The sequence below is a fragment of the Lysinibacillus sp. LZ02 genome (genome assembly GCF_050613145.1).
Taxonomy (GTDB): Bacteria; Bacillota; Bacilli; order Bacillales_A; family Planococcaceae; genus Lysinibacillus_B.
Genome location: NZ_CP192507.1, coordinates 2,809,623 through 2,830,091 on the forward strand (window position 1 = coordinate 2,809,623; position 20,469 = coordinate 2,830,091).

Sequence of the window (20,469 nt, forward strand, 5' to 3'; positions counted from 1 at the left end):
TCTAAAACCCTCCATCAAGTGCCAGTTCAAGCACATCCTCCGCTTGTGACACTAATTTAAATGACAACTGCTCGCGAATAATTTCTGGAATATCATCAATATCGCGCTCATTGTCCTTTGGTAAAATAATGGTTGTTAAGCCTGCCCGGTGTGCACTTAGTGATTTTTCTTTTACGCCACCAATCGGTAATACACGACCGCGCAGTGTCACTTCCCCTGTCATACCGACTTCACGTTTAATCGGCTTTTTCGTTATCGCTGAAACGATAGCCGTTACCATTGTAATACCAGCTGATGGGCCATCTTTCGGCACTGCTCCTTCTGGCACGTGGATGTGCAAATCATGCTCATCAAAAAATTCTGGTTTTACACCGAGTTGATCCGTTAATGAACGAACATACGAAAGAGCTGTTTGTGCAGACTCTTTCATTACATCACCAAGTTTCCCTGTTAGTTGTAACTTCCCTTTACCAGGCGTTAACGAAACTTCGATTTGCAATGTATCGCCACCAACTGTTGTATAGGCTAAACCTGTTGCTACACCAATTTGATTTTTTGTTTCAGCTTGCCCATAACGGAAACGATGCTTTCCTAGCATCTCCACAAGCACTTTGGAAGAAACTGTTACACGCTTCTTTTCCCCTGTCACAATAATTCTAGCCGCTTTACGACAAACTGTTGCGACTTGACGTTCTAAGCCACGCACACCTGCCTCACGCGTATAATAACGAATTAAATCAAGTATTGCTTCATCCTTCACAGTTAATTGAGACTTTTTCAAGCCATGTTCTTTCATTTGCTTTGGAATTAAATGATTTTTCGTAATCTCTGTCTTTTCAATTTCTGTGTAGCCAGCAATCGAAATAATTTCCATACGATCTAAAAGTGGGCCTGGAATTGTACTCAAATCATTTGCTGTCGCAATAAATAATACATTTGATAAATCATATGGCTCTTCAATATAATGATCGCTAAATGTATTATTTTGCTCAGGATCCAGTACTTCTAGCATCGCTGCTGATGGGTCACCGCGGAAATCATTTGACATTTTATCGATTTCATCAAGTAAAAATACGGGATTGATCGTCCCTACTTTTTTCATACCTTGAATAATACGCCCTGGCATTGCCCCAACATACGTGCGACGATGCCCTCGAATTTCAGATTCATCGCGAACGCCACCAAGTGAAATACGCACAAATTTACGATCTAAACTTTCCGCAATCGAACGAGCTAAACTTGTTTTACCAACACCTGGAGGCCCTGCTAAACAAATAATCGGACCACGCAATGAATTCATCAATTGACGTACAGATAAGTATTCCAAAATACGCTCTTTTACTTTATCTAAACCTGTATGGTCACGATTTAAAATTTCTTCAGCATAGTTGATATCTAAACGATCTTCTGTTTTAGCATCCCACGGAATCGACACTAACCATTCCACATAGTTTCGAATAACGCCACTTTCTGCACTTGCAGCAGGTAACTTTTCATAGCGATCTAATTCTTTTAACGCCACTTTACGTGTTGATTCAGGCATATTTGCTGCTTCAATCCGCTTACGTAAATCAGAAACCTCGCCTGTCTTACCATCGCGATCTCCAAGTTCTTGTTGGATTGCCTTCATTTGTTCTCGAAGGAAATATTCTTTTTGCGTACGTTCCATCGCTTGCTTTACTTTTGTATTAATTTTCTTCTCAAGCGCCATTACTTCCTGCTCATCATGCAAACGGATAATTAAGTAGTCCAAACGCTTTTTAATGTTGAAAATACTTAAAACTTCTTGCTTCTCTGCTACTTTCAGTGGTAAATGAGAAGAAATAACATCTGTTAGACGACCCGGCTCTTCAATATCTTTCACAGATTCAATTGTTTCAGTGGTAATCTTATTGGACATTTTAGCGTACTTCTCAAAATAGCCACCTAATGTACGCATTAATGCTTCTATTTCTGCATCTTTCGTTGTTGAATCTTCGTACAGTTCAATATCAGCAGATGTAAATTGATCTCCTTCTCGATATTTCACCATCTTCGCCCGTACAATGCCTTCAACTAAAATACGTAACGTACCATTAGGCAACTTCAACATTTGCTTTACATTTGCCACAGTACCTACATCATACAAATCATTTTTCTCCGGAGACTCTACACGCATATCCTGTTGTGTAGCTAAATATATGCGGCTATCGTTTAACATTGCATGTTCAAGCGCTGCTACTGAGCGTTCACGACCAACATCAATATGTAGCACCATTGATGGGAATACTAACAATCCCCTTAAAGGGAGTAACGGAACATTTTCTTCGATTTTTTTCACGCGGGTATTCACCTCCATCCAAAATCAATACGCAACAACCCGCAATTGTAGTATGTGTGTAAATACGATTTTCATAATCAAACTATGTATAGCGGACTTGAACAAAAAGCTGACGTCGACTGTGCTAAAAGTGACACGTACGAAGCCAGCTTTTTATGATGTCCATTTTTTAGAGAAAGATTCGAGTAAAATTACTTTTGCATTCACGGATTGCCTTTTTTAATGCCATATCAATCCATTAATCCATTGGCATAAATCACAATTTTTACTAGATAAGATGAATTATTTATGCAGAAGTTTTTTCATTATCTTTTTTATATATTGTCCCATCGGCTAAAAGAAGTTTCGGCTCAGCTTTGTTCGTAATTGTCTCAGCCGTAATAATGCATTTTACAATATCATCACGTGATGGTAATTCATACATTACATCTAACATTGTTGCCTCAATAATCGAACGTAGTCCACGCGCTCCCGTTTTACGTTCGATAGCAAGTTTAGAGATTTCTACTAAAGCTTCCTCTTCAAACTCTAGTTCAACATTATCCAATTCCAGCATTTTTTGATATTGCTTCGCTAATGCATTTTTCGGCTCTGTTAAAATACGTACTAATGCATCTACATTTAGCTGCTCTAAAGAAGCTAATACTGGCAGACGACCAATAAACTCTGGAATTAAACCAAATTTTAATAAGTCTTCAGGAATCAATTGAGAAAGTAATGAACCTTCTACTTCCTCTTGCTTATTCGGATTTGATCCAAAACCAATTACTTTTTCGCCTTGACGACGCTTAATAATTCCCTCAATACCATCAAACGCACCACCTACGATAAATAGGATATTTGATGTATCGATTTGTAAAAATTCTTGATGTGGGTGCTTACGTCCACCTTGTGGCGGCACACTTGCTACTGTACCTTCAAGAATTTTTAATAATGCTTGTTGTACACCTTCACCAGAAACGTCACGTGTAATCGATGGATTTTCTGATTTACGCGCTACTTTATCAATTTCATCGATGTAAATAATCCCTTTTTCTGCACGCTCAATATCATAATCTGCTGCTTGGATTAGTTTTAATAGGATATTTTCTACATCTTCCCCTACATAACCCGCTTCTGTTAAAGAAGTTGCATCAGCAATAGCAAAAGGTACATTTAAAATTCGTGCTAATGTTTGTGCTAGTAATGTTTTACCGCTACCAGTTGGCCCGATTAACACGATATTTGATTTTGATAACTCTACATCATCGATTTTTGAATTCGAATTAATGCGTTTATAGTGATTGTACACGGCAACGGCTAACGCTTTCTTGGCACGTTCTTGTCCAATTACATACTCATCTAAAATACCAAGAATTTCTTTTGGTTTTGGAATATCTTTAAACTCAATCTCTTCTTCCACACCTAGCTCTTCAACGACGATTTCAGAGCATAGCTCGATACATTCGTCACAAATATATACGCCTGGACCTGCAACCAGTTTACGAACTTGTTCTTGTGGTTTTCCACAGAAAGAGCACTTTAAATTGCCTTTTTCATCATTAAATTTAAACAATTTGTTTCACCCCTATTCAAGCAACAATCTTACAAGATTCTGTGACCTTTATCAAATATATTGACTGTCAAAATCATTGCCTCTATGTATACTGCTAAAAATTATGTATAAAAATTGAAGATAAATGTGATAAAACAAGGCACGGGAGCTCCGTACCTTGTTTTTACTTATAAAGTCCATTTTATACGACTCGCTACTAAATGTCGTATATTTCTCGTTCAATTACTCAGAGATTTTAGCGTTCTCTACTAATAATTCAACTGTTTTCTTTGTTTTAATATCGTTTTCTAGGATAGCAGTGCCACCTAGAGCTGTTTTAATTTGTTCAACTGTCATACCGAATTGAGCAGCCATTGCATCTAATTCTGCTGTGATATCTTCTTCAGTTACTTCCATGTTTTCTGCTTTTGCGATTGCTTCTAAAGTTAATGCAACGCGTACGCGGTTTTCAGCATCAGCTTTCATTTGCTCACGTAAAGCTTCTTCATTTTGTCCTGAGAATTGGAAGTATAAGTCAAGGTTCATACCTTGCATTTGAAGGCGTTGACCGAATTCTTGAATCATACGATCTAATTCCGTGTTAATCATACCAGCTGGAATTTCCATTTCAGCGTTCTCTGCTGCTTTTTCTACTAAATCATCACGTAATGCACCTTCTGATTCAGCTTTCTTTTGCTCAGCAGTTTGCTCTTTAATTTTAGCACGTAACGCTTCTAAAGTTTCAACTTCTGGGTCGATTTCTTTAGCAAACTCATCGTTTAATTCTGGAAGTACTTTTGTTTTTACTTCTTTAACCGTTACTTTGAACGTAGCTTCTTTACCTGCAAGTTCAGCAGCATGGTATTCTTCTGGGAATGTTACAACTACGTCTTTAGATTCGCCAGCTTTAACGCCTACTAATTGCTCTTCAAAGCCTGGAATGAATGAACCAGAACCGATTTCTAGTGCGTAATCTTCGCCTTTACCACCTTCGAATGCTGCTTCACCTAGGAAACCTTCGAAATCGATTACAGCTGTGTCGCCTTCTACGATAGCGCCATCTTCTTTAATTTCAAGTTCAGCTTTTTTCGCTAATTGATCTTGAATTTGTGCTTCTACTTCTTCATCCGTTACTTCAGTTGGAAGTTTTGTTACTTCTAAACCTTTGTATGCGCCTAATTTTGGCTCTGGCTTCACTGTTACAGTAGCTGTGAAAGTGAATGCTTTACCTTTTTCGAAGTTTTCTGTTCCAGCGATTTCTGGGTAGTCAACTGGCTCGATACCTGCTTCATCAATTGCATTTGAGTATGCATCTGGAATAACGATTTCTAAAGCATCTTGATAAAGCGCTTCTACACCATATTTTTTCTCGAATAATGGACGAGGCATTTTTCCTTTACGGAAACCTGGTTCGTTGATTTGTACTACGACTTTTTTGAATGCTTTGTCTAAAGCTTTATTTACTTCTTCAACAGAAACCTCAATTGTTAATAATCCTTGGTTTCCTTCTTGTTTTTCCCATTTTACTGACATATAAATGACCTCCAAAATAAGTTTAAGGTTGTGTACCAATTGTTTCGTTTTATACGATTTGACAACCATTTTAGTATATCATAGATGAGCTGAGTTTCAACTTTTTTCACATATGTTGTAATTCTGTTAACTTTTCTAACTGTTGGAGAAAGTCGATTATCTCATAATCCATCTCCTGTACCTTCCCAAACATTTGTCGAACAAAATCAATATAACCTATCGCCACGTCTTCATCATCGTAATCGAGCCATTCAAACGGATACGTTGCAATGGCATGCTTTGTGATGAGATGTTGCACAAGCTCTAATGTCGAAGGCTCTTGATGTAATTGTTCTAAAATATTCGTTGTAATGGCTTGAAAATGAGGCAACCCTGTCGGTAATTCAAGTTCAGCTGGATTGACTATTCGGGCTCGATTAAACTTTTTAACCTCAACATCTATTGCCACCTCTTGCTCTACTAATAATATAAGAAGCAAACTTTTAATAAACGGATGGGTCTTTTCATGTTCAATTACTTCCTTTAATATCGGTGCAATGGGACGAACATTTACCGTTGTTAAATCTTGCGCCATGACAAGCTGTTCCTCGGTTGTTTTTTCAAGAAATTGTGCTGTTGACAACTCATTGTCGATGATTTCTTGCGCGATTATTTGTTCTTCTTGCTCGCGCTTCTTTTCCACAATATCAGCATTTAAATTTTTGAGCCGTAGAAATTTATCAAGTTGTTCGTCTGGGATTACTTCTTCTTCTAACAACGATTCAATAATTTTTTCTACTTGTTGAAATTGGCGTAATTGCATACAAATCGTTAAGTATAACTCCATCGCCTCAAAGTACATAGAAGGACCTATCTCTAAAAGGCGTTCACAAATTTCTTTGGCCTTCTCAAAATCACGCGCTTCATATAATGAATAGGCATAGACACTTAATGCCGTTTCATCTCCGTACGTATACTGTAAGGCTTCGGCAAATTTTTGATTCGCTAAATCATATTGGTATTGTTCTGCGTATCCATGTGCTTGTGACAACAATTGCTCTACTGTGCCAGGAAACATTACGACATTTTCAAACACTTGCAGCTTTTTTCTTTTCTTCTTCAAAACGTCTTCACTCCCGGTCTTGACCTTTATATGTACCCATTTTACAAAGGAATGCCCGATTGAACAATTATTAGTCACAATCGCGTTCTTTTTATTTCCCCCAACTCTTCTTGTTTATTATAGAGACAAAAATGTTACTGTGCTATAGTCTACGAGATTAGAAGGAGCTAAACAATAAATTACGGATTTATTGTTTTTAATAATGTAGTAATAGCCAGTATAAAACGCATGTTTAAATTATAGTAAGAACTTCGAAACATTCATATAAACTTATGGAATTCAAACTTGCACATTGCTGTAACAGCCGTAATGGAAAAAGACAATCATTTACAATAAATTACTCCCCGTTAATGCGGGATAAATAAAAGGATGCTACTTCAATCACGAAGCGCACCCTTATTTTAGACAGATAAAGTGAAACTTCAATCAGTGGGGGGGTTTTTCTCATCCCCCACTGATTGTTAGTTGAACCAATCGGGCTTTTACGGGCAGTTGATCTCCCACCTATGCTTCTCGATTTTCCTTAAGCCTTGAGGTGGGAGTCTTAATGCCCGTTAATGCGGGATAAAAAATACCCACCATTATTCGTATAATGTATCATCAATAAAGCCAATATTTTTTTTAAACTTTTCACGCCCTAAAATACCTACATATAGTGCGAGTAATAACCCCATAAATAGAAGAGCAGAGAGTTCAAAATAATTCAGCGCAGTATGCTGGACAAAATCTGCAATTTGCCTTTCAACCCTTCCTGGTACACCTACTTGTGGTAATGCGTTCATGCAAAAATACGTAAAGAGTTGAACCGTCGAAAGGGCAATTAAAAATCCAAATGTTGATAATTTAACAATATACTTCCCCTCTACAATGACCCGATAAATAAAGTTAACCATTAATATCATGACAATGACATGTACTAATATGCTCATGAGTAACAGCGGTAAATACAGGGGATGCATTACCTCAGCAAAGCCTTGAAGCGCCATTTTCGGAATAATATTTCCCGTGCTTACACTAACCATTATAAAAAATAAAATAAAAACCGTGTAACTTAAAGGGTTAAGCATTCGACTTAAAATAAAACCTAACATAAACACTCTTGACATCCTCATCACCTTCTTTTCGTATTAATAGGTTACATATGGGGTAATCTTTTCGTGCTATTTTACACTTTATGCTCTACTGCTTTTTTCAACAACTCATAGGACTACACAAAAGCCGAAAACGAACTTTTTCACTTTCGCTCTTTATGTACGTTTTTTTCTGTATTATACAATATTCTTCTAATTTTTTTCCAGTCGTTTTTCTTTTTATTATTGGCTTTTCACTACTAAAAATACACCTATTTTTTGTTGGTAAAAAATCATTGCTAGCACCGTAAGTATTCGGTATAATCAATCTTGTTTTAAATACTGACACACTAGGGAGCGTGACAAGAAATTGGGTAAAGCATTGATTATTGGAGCTGGCGGTGTTGCTAGCGTAGTGGTACACAAATGTGTACAAAACTCTGAAGTATTCGAAGAGATTATGATCGCGAGTCGAACAAAATCAAAATGTGATGCTTTAAAAGAAAAATTAGACGGCGGTAAAACAATCATCCATACTGCACAGGTGGATGCGGACAATACGGACGAGCTAATTGAACTAATCAATGGATTTAAACCAGATGTGGTAATTAACGTAGCTTTACCATATCAAGACTTAACTATTATGGATGCATGTTTAGCAACAAAAACGCACTACGTAGATACTGCTAACTACGAGCCGTTAGATACTGCTAAATTCGAATATAAATGGCAATGGGCTTATAAAGAGCGCTTTGAAGAAGCAGGTATTACTGCACTTCTAGGCTCTGGTTTCGACCCAGGTGTAACAGGCGTATTCACAGCGCATGCACAAAAACACCACTTCGATGAAATTCACTACATCGATATCGTTGATGCAAACGGTGGCGACCACGGTCTTCCGTTCGCAACAAACTTCAACCCAGAAATTAACATTCGCGAAATTACAGCAAACGGTCGTTTCTGGAAAGAAGGCGAATGGGTAGAAACTGAGCCATTAGAATATAAAATGGTATACGATTTACCAGAGATTGGTCCAAAAGATTGCTACCTTCTTTATCACGAGGAATTAGAATCTTTAGCGAAAAACATTAAAGGCTTAAAACAAATTCGCTTCTGGATGACATTTGGTGAAAAATATTTAACGCACTTACGCGTTTTAGAAAACGTTGGGATGACTTCAATTGAGCCAATCGAATTTGAAGGTCAAATGATTCAACCAATTCAATTCTTAAAAGCTGTTTTACCAGACCCAGCAACACTTGGACCACTTACAAAAGGTAAAACAAACATCGGATGTATCGTTCGCGGTATGAAAGATGGCAAAGAAAAAACATACTACGTATATAACGTATGTGACCACCAAGAATGTTACCGTGAAGTTGGTTCACAAGCGATTTCTTACACAACAGGTGTACCAGCGATGATTGGTGCAATGCTTGTGATGAACGGCGAGTGGCAAAAACCTGGCGTATGGAATGTAGAAGATTTCAATCCAGACCCATTCATGGATGCATTAAATAAATGGGGTCTACCATGGCAAGAAACTGAAAACCCAGAACTAGTTGACTTAGACTTCACTTCAAAAGAAGAGGCTAAATAAGATGACGCAAATCGATTGGAAAGCAGCTCCATCTCCTTCTTTCGTAGTAGATGAGCGCTTATTAAAACGCAACTGGGAAATTTTAAAATCTGTACAAGATCGAACAGGCTGCGATATTTTACTTGCTCTAAAGGGCTTTTCAATGTGGTCGACTTTTCCGCTAGCACGTAATTATCTTGCTGGTATTACATCGTCTTCTTTATTTGAAGCACGACTAGGGTTTGAGGAGTTCGGTAAGGAAGTTCATGCCTATGCACCTGCATACGCTGAGCATGAAATTGATGAATATTTAACTTATGTTGACCACATTGTATTCAACTCATTCGACCAATTAAACAAGTATAAAGAAAAAGTTTTGAATCATGAAAAAAATATCTCGATTGGTTTACGAGTAAACCCTGGATATTCCGAGGTAGAAACGCCACTTTATGATCCTTGTTATATTAACTCTCGTCTTGGGATTCCATTCGAGTCATTTCGTCCTAATGAGCTTGATGGTGTTGAAGGAATTCATTTCCATGCAATGTGTGAACAAGGTGCAGATGTACTAGAGCGTATTTTAGTACATTTTGAGGAAAAATACGGGCAATACTTACATCAAATGAAGTGGGTAAACTTTGGTGGTGGTCACCATATTACACGCGAAGACTATGATGTAGAATTATTAGTCCAACTAATTAATCGTATTCAGGACACATATGACGTAAAGGTTATTTTAGAACCTGGTGAAGCTTGTGCCTTAAATACAGGGTACCTTGTTGCTACTGTGCTTGATACGATTAAAAATGGTATGGATTTAGCGATTTTAGATACATCTGCAACTTGCCATATGCCAGATACGCTTGAAATGCCGTACCGTCCGATGATTATCGGCTCTGGCATGCCAAACGAGAAAAAGTATACATACCGTTTAGGTGGTATGACTTGTCTTGCTGGTGATGTAATTGGGGATTATTCATTCGATGAACCATTAAAGCCTGGCGATCGTTTAGTATTTACAGATATGGCGCACTATACAATGGTAAAAACACATATGTTCAATGGTGTCAACTTACCAAGTATTTGCCTATACAATGAAGAAGAAGGCATGAAAGTCATTCGTACATTCCACTACGAAGATTACCGTAACCGCCTTTCATAAATTAAAACCAACCTTGCATCTGAAGCGAGGTTGGTTTTTCGTTTTTCACCTTTATACATTTTAGAAGAAATATTACTTTTCTTTAATCGTTTCTGTAAATTCTTTACGTTCTGCGCTTAGCTTTTCAATATCGATTTTGATTGAAGTAATGGAATCTTCATCAAGGGGGATTTGTCCATCTTTCTCCACCTTTTTCCATTGTTTCACGTGTTGCTTGTATGCGTAATTGGATAAATTGTATATATCAATATCCTTTTTCAACGTATGCTGATACGTTTCCTTCACTCTTTTTTCCACTTCTTCTATAACAGTTTTCTCGATTTGTTTTTTTGTAATCTCTGTATGAAAGTCATCCGCAATTGCATTCAGCCTGATCGTAATATCAAACACAAAACCCCCATCTTTCACCTTCGACTTTACATCCACTTTAATATTTTCTATGACTACCGTTACAGGCTTCTCCTCGATGAAATACGTTAACTCCCCGCGCTTTGTCTCCTCCTGCATAAATCGTAAACCATCAATTTCTTCCTCTTTAAAAACTTCTTTTAACCCATCTCGTGCCGTAATGGCAACCCCTTCAAATTCGATAACTTTTTGTTTTTCCTTTTCTGTTTTCCACTTTTCAGTCAATCGAATATAAGGTATGGCTATACTATAGTTCGGCTCATTTAACGCTATATTAAATTGACGAAAATTAACAGGTAAAAGAAACGACTCTTGGGAGAAAGAATTGAACGGTATCGTTAATTTAGAAAGAGAGATTGCTTTATTTAATACAGGTGTTACTAACATTAGCTCTGATAAATCATCTCGCGTTCCATATACCCAAATTTGATATCTTGTTTCTCGGTAGCGATTAAAAGAATCAACTACCATATTGGCTCTCCCTTCTTGAAGGGCCGCTTCCGACAAGATAACAACAGATAAATGTCCCCAAAAAAGACGCATATCTAGTGAATGATAAAAATTAAAAAATGCCTCAGCTATCGTTTCACCATGTGCAATCCCAATCTCAGTTTGAACTACTTGCGGATTAGGCTGCTCAGTTTTTGCCACATTCGTAAAATCAATTAGTTGCACGTAGACTTTATATTTTCCATCAACATAGTCTACACCTACACCATAAACATAGTACATTCTTTCCGGCTCCGTTACATCCCAGCAACCGGACAATATGATTATGCTTAGTACAATAGTCCACCATTTCTTCATTTTGTATCATCACTTCTTATAGTATCTTTTTTTAAATACATTGAACTTATACTTAAACCTATATGTTGATACATGGAACACCTAATAACATTTTAATATTTAAACACGCGTGTTGATTTCCGCTACGGCTGACTCGCTTTCCGCAGGCACGGCTTCAACTAATTTCTTTCGGCTAATGCCGAAAGAAATGGATTTTCAGCTCGTGCTTTTCCTGCTGGAGTCGAGTCGCCTCCGCCCCAATCAACGAGCAAGCGTCTTTTTATTAATCATTTCACTAAAAAGCACGCTTATGATCTACTAGTATTTGTATAGTCAACACATCTGATATTTAAAATCATTCGTCGTAAGTGCTAGCCAAGTTATTTATTTTCTTTAATCGTTTTTGTAAATTCTTTACGTGCTGCGCTTAGTTTTTCAATATATACTTCAATCGAAGCGATCGAATCTTCATCAAGTGGCACTTGTCCATCTTTCTCTACTTGTTTCCACTGTTTTACGTGTTGTTTGTATGCATAGTTGGATAAATTATAAATATCGATATCCTTTTTTATCGCTTTTTCATACGTTTCCTTCACTCTTTTCTTCACTTCTTCTATAACCGTTTCCTTGATTTGCTTCTTTGTAATCTCTGTGTGGAAGTCACTCGCAATAGCATTCAACTTGATTATAATATCAAATACAAACTTTTCATTTTTTACTGTTGCCTTCACATCAACTACAATATTTTCTACAACTACCGTTACAGGCGCACCATCAATGAAATAAGTTAACTCCCCTCGCTCCGTTTCTTCCTTCATAAACGGCAAACCATCAATTTCATCCCCTTTAAAAATTGCTTTTAACCCATTTGGCTCTGTAATGGCAACCCCTTCAAATTCAATTTTCTTTTGCGTTTCCTTTTCATTTTTCCAATTCTCAGATATTTTTATATAAGGTATCGCTACAGTGTAATTTGGTTGATTTAATGCCATAATAAATTGACGAAAATTGATTGGTATCAGAAATGACTCTTGGGAAAAAGAATTAAGCGGTATAATTAATTTAGAAAGAGAAACGGATTTATTTAATACGGGTGTTGCCAACATTACCTCCGATAAATTAGACTCTGTTCCATATACCCAGATTTGATACCTTGTTTCCCGATACCGATTAAAAAGGTTAACAACCTCATTTGCTCCACCTTCTTGAAGAACTGCTTTTGACAATACAATAAAAGATAAATGTCCCCAAAATAGACGCATATCCAATGAATCATACAAATTAAAAATTGCCTCATCTAACGTTTTACCACGAGCAGTTCCCATCTCATTTTGAACCGCTTCTGGGTTAGGCTGCTCACTTTTTGCCACATTCGTAAAATCAGCTAGCTGCATGTAGAGCACGTATTCTCCGTCAACATAATCTACACCTACACCAAACACATAATACATTCTTTCAGGTTCTTTCATGTCCCAACAACCCGCTAGTATGATTGTACTTAGAAAAATAATCCACCATTTCTTCATTTTGCATCATCACTTCTTGTATTATCTTTTGGCTTTAACATACCCGGTCTCTTTTTATAGGATGTTGGTCCTAATCGAAATAATGTTTTTGCAATGGACTGTATACTTAAATCCGCCGTAATATTAATATACGGAACACCAAACACCTTAATATGGCTTACATACATTAAAGTAAAACAAAGAGAAGCAAAAAAACCGAAAAGTCCAAAAAACGCTGTAATCATTACAAAGCCAATCCGAAGCAAACCTACTGTTGCCATGATGGATTGATTAGAAAGGGTAAAAACAGCAATAGTCGAGATGGCGATGATCACAACCATTGCAGGGCTCGTAACACCAGCACGAATGGCTGCATCCCCAATAATCAACCCCCCTACAACGCTAATTGTGCCACCAATAACTGATGGTAGCCGTAAACCGGCCTCTCTGAACAGCTCAAAGAACAAAAGCATCATTAGCATTTCAAGTGCTGATGGGAACGGCAAACCCGTATTCGCTTGTACAATTGTCGCTAATAATTGAAGTGGAATTTGATTTTGATGAAATGTCGTAAGTGCTAACCAAAATGCAGGAAGTAATAAGCCTATAAACAAGCCTAATAGACGTAACACACGTTCAAACGAGCTATACAGGACGGTCGTTTCATTATCTTCTCCCGATTTAAGAAGCGCGAAAAAATTGATTGGCAAGACAATGGCGTATGCTGTGCCATCAACGAAGATGATATAGCGCCCTCTTGTCAATGCTTGTACAACAGAATCTGGACGGCCAGTATAATCACAACGTGGAAAAGCAAACATGCCATTATTAATACTTTCCATCAGGATATTCCCTGAAAAAACAACATCTACATCAATCTTTTGAATTTGCTGCTTGATCTCTGCTAAAATTTTTTTATCGACAATATCATCAAAATAGAGAATAGCAATATTTGTCTTTGACCTTACACCAGCCTGAACTTTTTCCACAACGAGAGAATTAGTAGGCAGTCGCTTTCGAATAAGGGCGATATTTGTACTAATATCCTCTATAAAATTATCCCGTGGCCCGTTGATTGCTACCTCAAGATTTGTTTCTTCAGGACTCCTGTTTGGTTTGTTTGCAATATTAGCAGCTAACAGTAATTGATTGTTTGTAAGTAGTATTAAGCACTGACCGCTAAATACTAGAGAAATACAACTATCAATATCTGTCACCTTCTGCAATTGAGGAAGTGGCAATACTTCTTCGATATTTTGATTCCCTTTATTATTCTTGTTGCTCTCTTCTACGGCAGTATTATTTTGTTGGTCACTATTAAAATTTTCCACCGTTTTTTTTAACTCAGGAATCACAAATTCATATAGTAATCGTTCATCTATCATTGCTTCACACGTAACGATATGCACCGTTTCATTTTTAAAAACAAAATGCTGGAACTTCACATCGCTAGAATGTTGAAAGGTTTGCTTCAGCTCATTGAACGTAATCACCTTGTTTTTGTTTTGCATCACTTATATCCTCCTGCCTACGTCCCTTTTTACGCCCCGTAAGTAAAGCAAAAATAAAGCCTAGCAGTAGTAATAAAATACATGTGGAAATTAAAAAATGATAATTATTGATGATTAAAAATGTTTGTTCATCTACTAGCATTAACATGAGACAAATAATAGCAAAAGGAGGTGCTATATAGTACCACACCTTTTTAGTTTGTTTCTGCACGTTCCAAAGCTCTGTCACAATATATACGTAAAAACCAATACGTATAAATGCCCCAGTCATCCACTGATAAACCGATAAGAAATCCATATGACTAATAAATTCGCCAATCCCCGCTAATCCCCATTCTTCATAAGCTGGATAGCGCTGTTTAGACGCTTCTTCAGGACCAAATTCAACAATCGCCCCGATTAATGGTCCCATCGTAAGACCAACAAGTATAAGTAACATAATGACAAAATGCTTATACTTTATTTGACTCTTTACATGATGTTGAATAAAAATTAACAATAAAAGCTCAGTAAATCCTGCCGCTGGAAAAACGACCGCTAATAACACCGGTTCCATTCCATGCTCTAGCATTGGCTGAAGCAAGCTATAATCCTTTACTCTCATATTGACAAACGCTACTAGAAATCCGAATACAATTACACCAAATAATACGACAACATTCAAGATGACCATTGTTTGTAAGCCTCTTGTAGCAAGCGTGACACAAAGAATAAAGTATACACTAAATAAAATTAACATCGGTGTTGTTGGTAAAAATGTTGTGTTGATCCATTGAAGCATTTCAACCATCGTAAAAGCACCTAACAATAAAGCCCATAAACTAATGAACCATTTAACAAACAATGCAATAGACGCACTTTTTTTTTCTAACAAGCTCATAAATGACTGATTCCCTAGCCTTTTTGTAATAACAGCCAAGAGCAACAACCATGGAATCAGAATGCCCGCTGCGATTAAGACACTCATCCAACCGTCACGCTTTCCCTCTTCTAAAATAGGAGGTAAAATCGTCACATGATTTTTCAGTCCGATAACAGTCATACATAAAAAAACAACGTGTAACATACTAAATTTCACAGATTTATTCATATTATCTACCTAACATTCATTTTCATTTTAGTATTGTCAGTACATGAAGATAATATTCGATATGCTAAAAAATCAACTTCCATCCATTTCTGTACACATCATGCATAACACACAATAAATCCATTCATATCGGTTCTATAACAAAATGAGGGCTAACCATATATGCAAAGCCAAGCGTGTTGATTTACCTTTTATTATTAATAGAATCGTGTGAACCGTTGATTTCCGCTCCATTCGGCGCGCTTTCCACGGGCATGGCCTCAGCCTCCTCGTCGCTCGTACCTCGCTCCTGCGGGGTCTTCAGCTCATGCTATTCCCGTAGGAGTCTCGCCGATTCCGCTTCAATCAACTGGCAAGTCATTTTTGATTACGTTTTCGCTAAGGAAACACACTTCTATACAGGAAATATTTTGATAATCAACACACCTGATGCAAAGCTATACCTTTAAGCAGATGAGTGTTTTCACAATATGGTTTTACTTATAGCCAGTAGCTATATATCGCTTGCGAACCGTTCCATTTGCTTGCATTTCGGTGAAAAAATGAATGTTTTCATTCAAAATAGAGCACTCAAAAAATAGCTATCGTGATAAAAAAGAGGGAAATTTACTAAAAAGGAAGCTTCCATGGAGGGTGGAAAAAGGCTACTTTTTAGATAAAAAACGAAAATAATCAAGCTTTTTTGAACAGTAGATCGTAATCTAAAGTGGTGGATACGTGCCTTTATAATAGGGGCATCCATCATAAATCCCTCTCCATTGCAGTAAAAATAGGTGGCGACTTGCGATTTTTTAATAAAAAAAATTATGCGCTCACTTTAAAAACAGCAAAATCGGCAGTTGCCGATTTTGATATACAACTTATATAAGGATAAGTGCCATTTAGGTGAATAGTCCCGATTTAACACTTATTTTAAATTAAGTTGTATACCGATTTCGCTATATGACATTATCGGAGCATCAAAAATCATTCATTTTAATAACTGACAGTAAAAAAATACACGCTTGCTGTTAAAATAGCGGACACAAAATGTTAGTACGAGCCCCCTATTTTAAGAGAAGGTGTTCTCTTTTCAGAAATGCAACACTCTAAAAGCAAATGAGCGCTACATATGATGGAATTTTCAGTATAATTTATTGTGCATCTGCGATAATCCAATCGACTGCATCAATAAGGCTTGGAAATACCGCATCTGCAAGTGGATCACTTTTCCCTAAAAACACCCCTTTTGTTCCAGCATTTTTTCCAGCAATGATATCAGTATCTGTATCGCCCACCATATAAGAGCGCGATAAATCTACCTCGTATTTTTGGGCAAGGTCGACAATCAATTTACTTTTAGGTTTACGACATTCACAATTAGCACGCGGTTTATGGGGGCAATATACTGCTTCATGGACAATCGCGCCTTGCTTTTTTAATTGGAACATCATAAATTGATGAATTTCTTGTAGCTGGGATTCCTTCATAAACCCTAAACCAACACCCCCTTGATTTGTCACGACAAATACATAATCAAAGTGTTCATTTAGTTTTTTGATGGCTTCCGGCACCCCTGGTAAAAAATACAAATCTTTGGGCTTATTAACGAATTTCACACGATCCGTTAACACTTCATTTATGACACCATCACGGTCTAAAAATATCGCTTTCTTCACTTACTTCACACCTTTTTCTATTTATAAAATAAAAGAACTTCATTACCTCTATGTCTATTTTTTAATGAAAGCTCCTTCATTATGCATAAGAAAAAGAAAATGTATCTACTTTTTAGTCGTTACTTCACTTCTTGCTATCCAATACGTTATTTTCTACTAAAAAAACTACACGCTCACTGTTAAACTCGCTTAACAATGCACGTGTAGTTTATTAAAATTTCAGATGTGTTGATTATACAAATATAGGTAGGTAATTAGCATGTTTTTTTAGTGAAATAGTTGATAAAAGGCGCTTGCTCGTTGATTGGAGCGGAGGCGACTGGACTCCTGCAGGAAAAGCACGAGCTGAAAATCCATTTATTTCGGCAATAGCCGAAATAAATTAGTTGAAGCCGTGCCTGCGGAAAGCGAGTCAGCCGTAGCGGAAATCAACGTATTCTAATGCTCTATTTAACAATAAAAGGTGAATCAACACGCGTGTTAAAATTTAACGTTTTTTTGGTGCCAGCATAACATCCGTTAAAAACTTGACGCGGGATAATGCACCGATGTAAAAGGCTAATACATAACCTGTAAAAAATAATGCCACTAATTCTACAATGTATAATTTATAACTGAAAAATACTTGTTGTAAATTTGTTAATTGCTCGGTATTGGTAAGCGACTCTAGTGGTATGTTTGTATAACAAAAAAAACTCAATAGCTGAATCAAACTAGCTGCCATGACAAATGATAATGTTTTTTTACGAATGGCATAACTTTGATATTGTAAATACTTCCATAAAAATCGAAATACTATGAAGCACATCACGATATTTACAGCTATACTTACGTAACGAATTGCAACATAATACGGATTAACTGCCTGTGCCACAAAATCCACGAATTGAGAAGGAAATACGTTTAAAATAATTATATAAAATGTAGCGTAATATATAGTAAATGCAATAAGCCCCCAGCGACTAAACGCTAAAACTAAAATCGTAGCAAGTCTTTTCATCGTCGATTTCCTTTCCTTCCGTCTATCAAACAATCTAGTTATTTTATTATAACGTGATGTTAATAGGTTAGAAAAGTACATCTTTAGTGTACGTGGAAATGCTAAAAAAGTTACGTAGGGATTCTATACAACTTTTAATTATTGCAACGGCATAAAAGCTACTTGCCAAATGCCTTCATCATTTCGAACCATTTGAAAGCCCCTCTGTATTTTAGGTTGGTAAACGAGCGTAAAATCAATATAGCCGTAACCTTCTTCCGTTTCTATAAATTTACCGCGCTCTAGCCCGCTAAATTCATAAGCATGTAGTAGTTCAAGCTCTAGTGTACTGAGGAGAGCATGGATTGATTGATGTGTTAGATGCTCTTTTAACGACCATGCAATATATTCCTCTTTATTTGTTAACAACGCATAATTCATTCTATTATCTCGCTTTAAATCAGAGGTTACATACAGTTTAGCAATCGTAATAGGAGACACGTCACGTAATAATTCAAGCTGATGACTTTCTTTAAATTGTGTATACAGTTGCTGCTCTTCTTCTGTTAGTGTATACGTTGGTGTAATTTGCTGAATAGCTACGACTTTCCCTTTCACATGATTTAATGTCCATTTTTCTAACGACAGGCTTTTTGCCACAACCAGTTCATCGCGTGCTAATTTGTTAAAAGTCACATGTTGTTCATTTGTATAAGCTAACGAACTACCGAGATAGGCACTTTGCTCTACTATGAGTTCTTCTGCAGAAAGAACTTCTCCTACCATATTCGGCAAAGCAAGCGATTGACCATTCACGGTTACACTTCCTTCTTCCAACGCCACTGTATCACCAGCTGTTCCGACTATTTGTGCTACCTTCATCAACCCATGTTCGTCCAACATTACATAGTCACCAATTTCATAAGTTGACGACTTTTCCACAATCATCGGTAAACGCTCAAATCTTTGCTGATAACCATTTATATAGGAGTCATCAGGGAAAATAATTTCTTGATCGGGCGTTTCTTCTTTTATATATGGCAATACGACCTCATTTTTCTTTAACAATGCCACTAGTTCATATACATTACTAGGCAATGCTAAGACGGTGTACGGTGTGATGGGTTGCCGAGTAATCATGAGGAAAATAAATAGAGCAATGATCACTATAAACATAGAGGAAACCGCTGGAATATACCATCCACGTTTTCTTAATGGCTGTCTCAGCACGATTCGCCCCCTTACTTCCTCGGTAAATGGGGCATCTTGCTGCAATTCACGGCGTAACTGTTCTTTAAAATTGCCCATCTAGTAACACTTCCCCTTCATCTGTTAATTGTTGCTTTAATAGCTTGCGCCCTCTTCTTAATCTCGTCCGAATCGTATTTTCTGAAGTACCAAGTAGACTTACTATTTCCTTTATCGCAAATTCCTCATAATAATAAAGAATTATTACTTCTCTATAATGTACAGGCATATTCCAAACCGCTTCCTTTAATGACCTCCCTTGAACTTTAACTAATACTTCTTGCTCTGCTGAACACGCTGTTTTCGTAAATGGTAAGATTGCTTGTAACATCGTTCGCCTTTTCATTTTTCGTAATTCATCATGACTTTTGTTAATTACGATACGTGTTAAATATGTTTTAATCGACGCCTCTCCACGAAACTGATTACTTTTCACACTGTATGTATAAAATACGTCTTGAGTGATTTCTTCTGCAACTTGCTTATCTTTCACATATAAGTAAGCAAAGTGATAAATATACTCTCCGTATTCTTCAATTAGCCTTCTCAAATAATGTCACCACCTTCGCTTTTACTCCTTAGACGACCATAATCAAAAAAACCGTTCAAGTTCTTTTAAAAATTTTTTACAGTTTCCTGTTAGCGCATTTTTATACACAACCTTTTATAAACTTCATCTTACTTATATGTTTCTCCTACCTACATCTCTCAAAAAAAATTGTTTTTTTATATAAAGACATTATTTTCTCTTTTATTCAAAAAAATTTTTTTTCGTTCCATTTTTTTGTTTTATTCATTACTATTAGCCCTGTTATATATCTCCTATGTAACAACCAAATCCTTTTAAATTAAGCGTTTACAAGCTACATTACTCTTCTGTTATAAAACAACTAGACACTCAAATTATTCTACAAAAAGATCCTTTTTTTCTATTCCACGAAACTATTTTATGTAAAAAAACTATTGCGCAATTATTACACTTGA

15 protein-coding genes are annotated in these 20,469 nt (G+C 36.7%); 2 read left to right on the forward strand and 13 right to left on the reverse strand.

Features of this window, described 5'->3' with window-relative positions; all coding sequences use genetic code 11:
• Position 1: 1 nt before the first annotated feature.
• The 5 genes from lon to ACQQ2I_RS13790 form a co-directional block, all read right to left on the reverse strand.
• On the reverse strand, positions 2-2,338 hold the full coding sequence (lon, locus tag ACQQ2I_RS13770) for an endopeptidase La (RefSeq protein WP_431027361.1): 2,337 nt from the start codon (positions 2,336-2,338) through the stop codon (positions 2-4).
• A 268-nt stretch (positions 2,339-2,606) separates the two neighbouring features.
• The gene (gene clpX / locus ACQQ2I_RS13775; protein ID WP_431027362.1) at positions 2,607-3,875 is read right to left on the reverse strand and encodes an ATP-dependent protease ATP-binding subunit ClpX; all 1,269 of its coding nucleotides are present in this window, start codon (positions 3,873-3,875) and stop codon (positions 2,607-2,609) included.
• A 222-nt stretch (positions 3,876-4,097) separates the two neighbouring features.
• Entirely contained in the window at positions 4,098-5,387 is a 1,290-nt protein-coding gene (gene tig / locus ACQQ2I_RS13780; RefSeq protein ID WP_431027363.1) for a trigger factor, read from the reverse strand.
• A gap of 106 nt (positions 5,388-5,493) precedes the next feature.
• Positions 5,494-6,489 carry a tetratricopeptide repeat protein gene (locus tag ACQQ2I_RS13785; protein ID WP_431027364.1) on the reverse strand — a complete coding sequence of 332 codons (996 nt, stop codon included), beginning with the start codon at positions 6,487-6,489 and terminating at the stop codon, positions 5,494-5,496.
• A gap of 581 nt (positions 6,490-7,070) precedes the next feature.
• Entirely contained in the window at positions 7,071-7,595 is a 525-nt protein-coding gene (locus ACQQ2I_RS13790) for a hypothetical protein (protein ID WP_431027365.1), read from the reverse strand.
• A gap of 334 nt (positions 7,596-7,929) precedes the next feature.
• Here ACQQ2I_RS13790 and ACQQ2I_RS13795 point away from each other — a divergent pair, with 334 nt between their 5' ends.
• Both ACQQ2I_RS13795 and nspC read left to right on the forward strand, forming a co-directional pair.
• Positions 7,930-9,159: a saccharopine dehydrogenase family protein gene (locus tag ACQQ2I_RS13795; RefSeq protein ID WP_431027366.1), complete on the forward strand. Its 1,230-nt coding sequence runs from the start codon at positions 7,930-7,932 to the stop codon at positions 9,157-9,159.
• A 1-nt stretch (position 9,160) separates the two neighbouring features.
• Positions 9,161-10,300: a carboxynorspermidine decarboxylase gene (gene nspC, locus ACQQ2I_RS13800; RefSeq protein WP_431027367.1), complete on the forward strand. Its 1,140-nt coding sequence runs from the start codon at positions 9,161-9,163 to the stop codon at positions 10,298-10,300.
• Between the two features lie 72 nt (positions 10,301-10,372).
• Here the strand turns inward: nspC and ACQQ2I_RS13805 are convergent, their stop codons facing one another.
• From ACQQ2I_RS13805 to ACQQ2I_RS13840, 8 genes are all read right to left on the reverse strand, one after another.
• Complete coding sequence (locus ACQQ2I_RS13805) at positions 10,373-11,515, reverse strand: Ger(x)C family spore germination protein (protein WP_431027368.1); 1,143 nt, start codon at positions 11,513-11,515, stop codon at positions 10,373-10,375.
• Positions 11,516-11,874: 359 nt separating this feature from the next.
• On the reverse strand, positions 11,875-13,020 hold the full coding sequence (locus ACQQ2I_RS13810; protein WP_431027369.1) for a Ger(x)C family spore germination protein: 1,146 nt from the start codon (positions 13,018-13,020) through the stop codon (positions 11,875-11,877).
• On the reverse strand, positions 13,017-14,510 hold the full coding sequence (locus ACQQ2I_RS13815; RefSeq protein ID WP_431027370.1) for a spore germination protein: 1,494 nt from the start codon (positions 14,508-14,510) through the stop codon (positions 13,017-13,019). The genes ACQQ2I_RS13810 and ACQQ2I_RS13815 overlap by 4 nt, the downstream gene beginning before the upstream one ends.
• Positions 14,476-15,600, reverse strand: a complete 1,125-nt coding sequence (locus tag ACQQ2I_RS13820; RefSeq protein WP_431027371.1) for an endospore germination permease — start codon at positions 15,598-15,600, stop codon at positions 14,476-14,478. The genes ACQQ2I_RS13815 and ACQQ2I_RS13820 overlap by 35 nt, the downstream gene beginning before the upstream one ends.
• A 1,133-nt stretch (positions 15,601-16,733) precedes the next feature.
• On the reverse strand, positions 16,734-17,258 hold the full coding sequence (locus tag ACQQ2I_RS13825; RefSeq protein WP_431027372.1) for a D-glycero-alpha-D-manno-heptose-1,7-bisphosphate 7-phosphatase: 525 nt from the start codon (positions 17,256-17,258) through the stop codon (positions 16,734-16,736).
• Positions 17,259-17,745: 487 nt separating this feature from the next.
• Positions 17,746-18,258 (reverse strand): hypothetical protein, encoded by a 513-nt coding sequence (locus tag ACQQ2I_RS13830; protein ID WP_431027373.1) that lies wholly within the window; start codon positions 18,256-18,258, stop codon positions 17,746-17,748.
• Positions 18,259-18,396: 138 nt separating this feature from the next.
• Positions 18,397-19,545: a hypothetical protein gene (locus ACQQ2I_RS13835; RefSeq protein ID WP_431027374.1), complete on the reverse strand. Its 1,149-nt coding sequence runs from the start codon at positions 19,543-19,545 to the stop codon at positions 18,397-18,399.
• Entirely contained in the window at positions 19,532-20,035 is a 504-nt protein-coding gene (locus tag ACQQ2I_RS13840) for a sigma-70 family RNA polymerase sigma factor (RefSeq protein ID WP_431027375.1), read from the reverse strand. Before ACQQ2I_RS13840 ends, ACQQ2I_RS13835 begins: the two co-directional genes overlap by 14 nt.
• Positions 20,036-20,469: the final 434 nt, after the last annotated feature.

Coding starts and splice junctions, on each gene's coding strand:
- lon (WP_431027361.1), bottom strand. CDS start 2,338: ATGGAGGTGAATACCCGCGTGAAAAAAATCGAAGAAAATGTTCCGTTA.
- tig (WP_431027363.1), bottom strand. CDS start 5,387: ATGTCAGTAAAATGGGAAAAACAAGAAGGAAACCAAGGATTATTAACA.
- ACQQ2I_RS13790 (WP_431027365.1), bottom strand. CDS start 7,595: ATGTCAAGAGTGTTTATGTTAGGTTTTATTTTAAGTCGAATGCTTAAC.
- nspC (WP_431027367.1), top strand. CDS start 9,161: ATGACGCAAATCGATTGGAAAGCAGCTCCATCTCCTTCTTTCGTAGTA.
- ACQQ2I_RS13805 (WP_431027368.1), bottom strand. CDS start 11,515: ATGAAGAAATGGTGGACTATTGTACTAAGCATAATCATATTGTCCGGT.
- ACQQ2I_RS13810 (WP_431027369.1), bottom strand. CDS start 13,020: ATGAAGAAATGGTGGATTATTTTTCTAAGTACAATCATACTAGCGGGT.
- ACQQ2I_RS13815 (WP_431027370.1), bottom strand. CDS start 14,510: ATGCAAAACAAAAACAAGGTGATTACGTTCAATGAGCTGAAGCAAACC.
- ACQQ2I_RS13820 (WP_431027371.1), bottom strand. CDS start 15,600: ATGAATAAATCTGTGAAATTTAGTATGTTACACGTTGTTTTTTTATGT.
- ACQQ2I_RS13830 (WP_431027373.1), bottom strand. CDS start 18,258: ATGAAAAGACTTGCTACGATTTTAGTTTTAGCGTTTAGTCGCTGGGGG.
- ACQQ2I_RS13835 (WP_431027374.1), bottom strand. CDS start 19,545: ATGGGCAATTTTAAAGAACAGTTACGCCGTGAATTGCAGCAAGATGCC.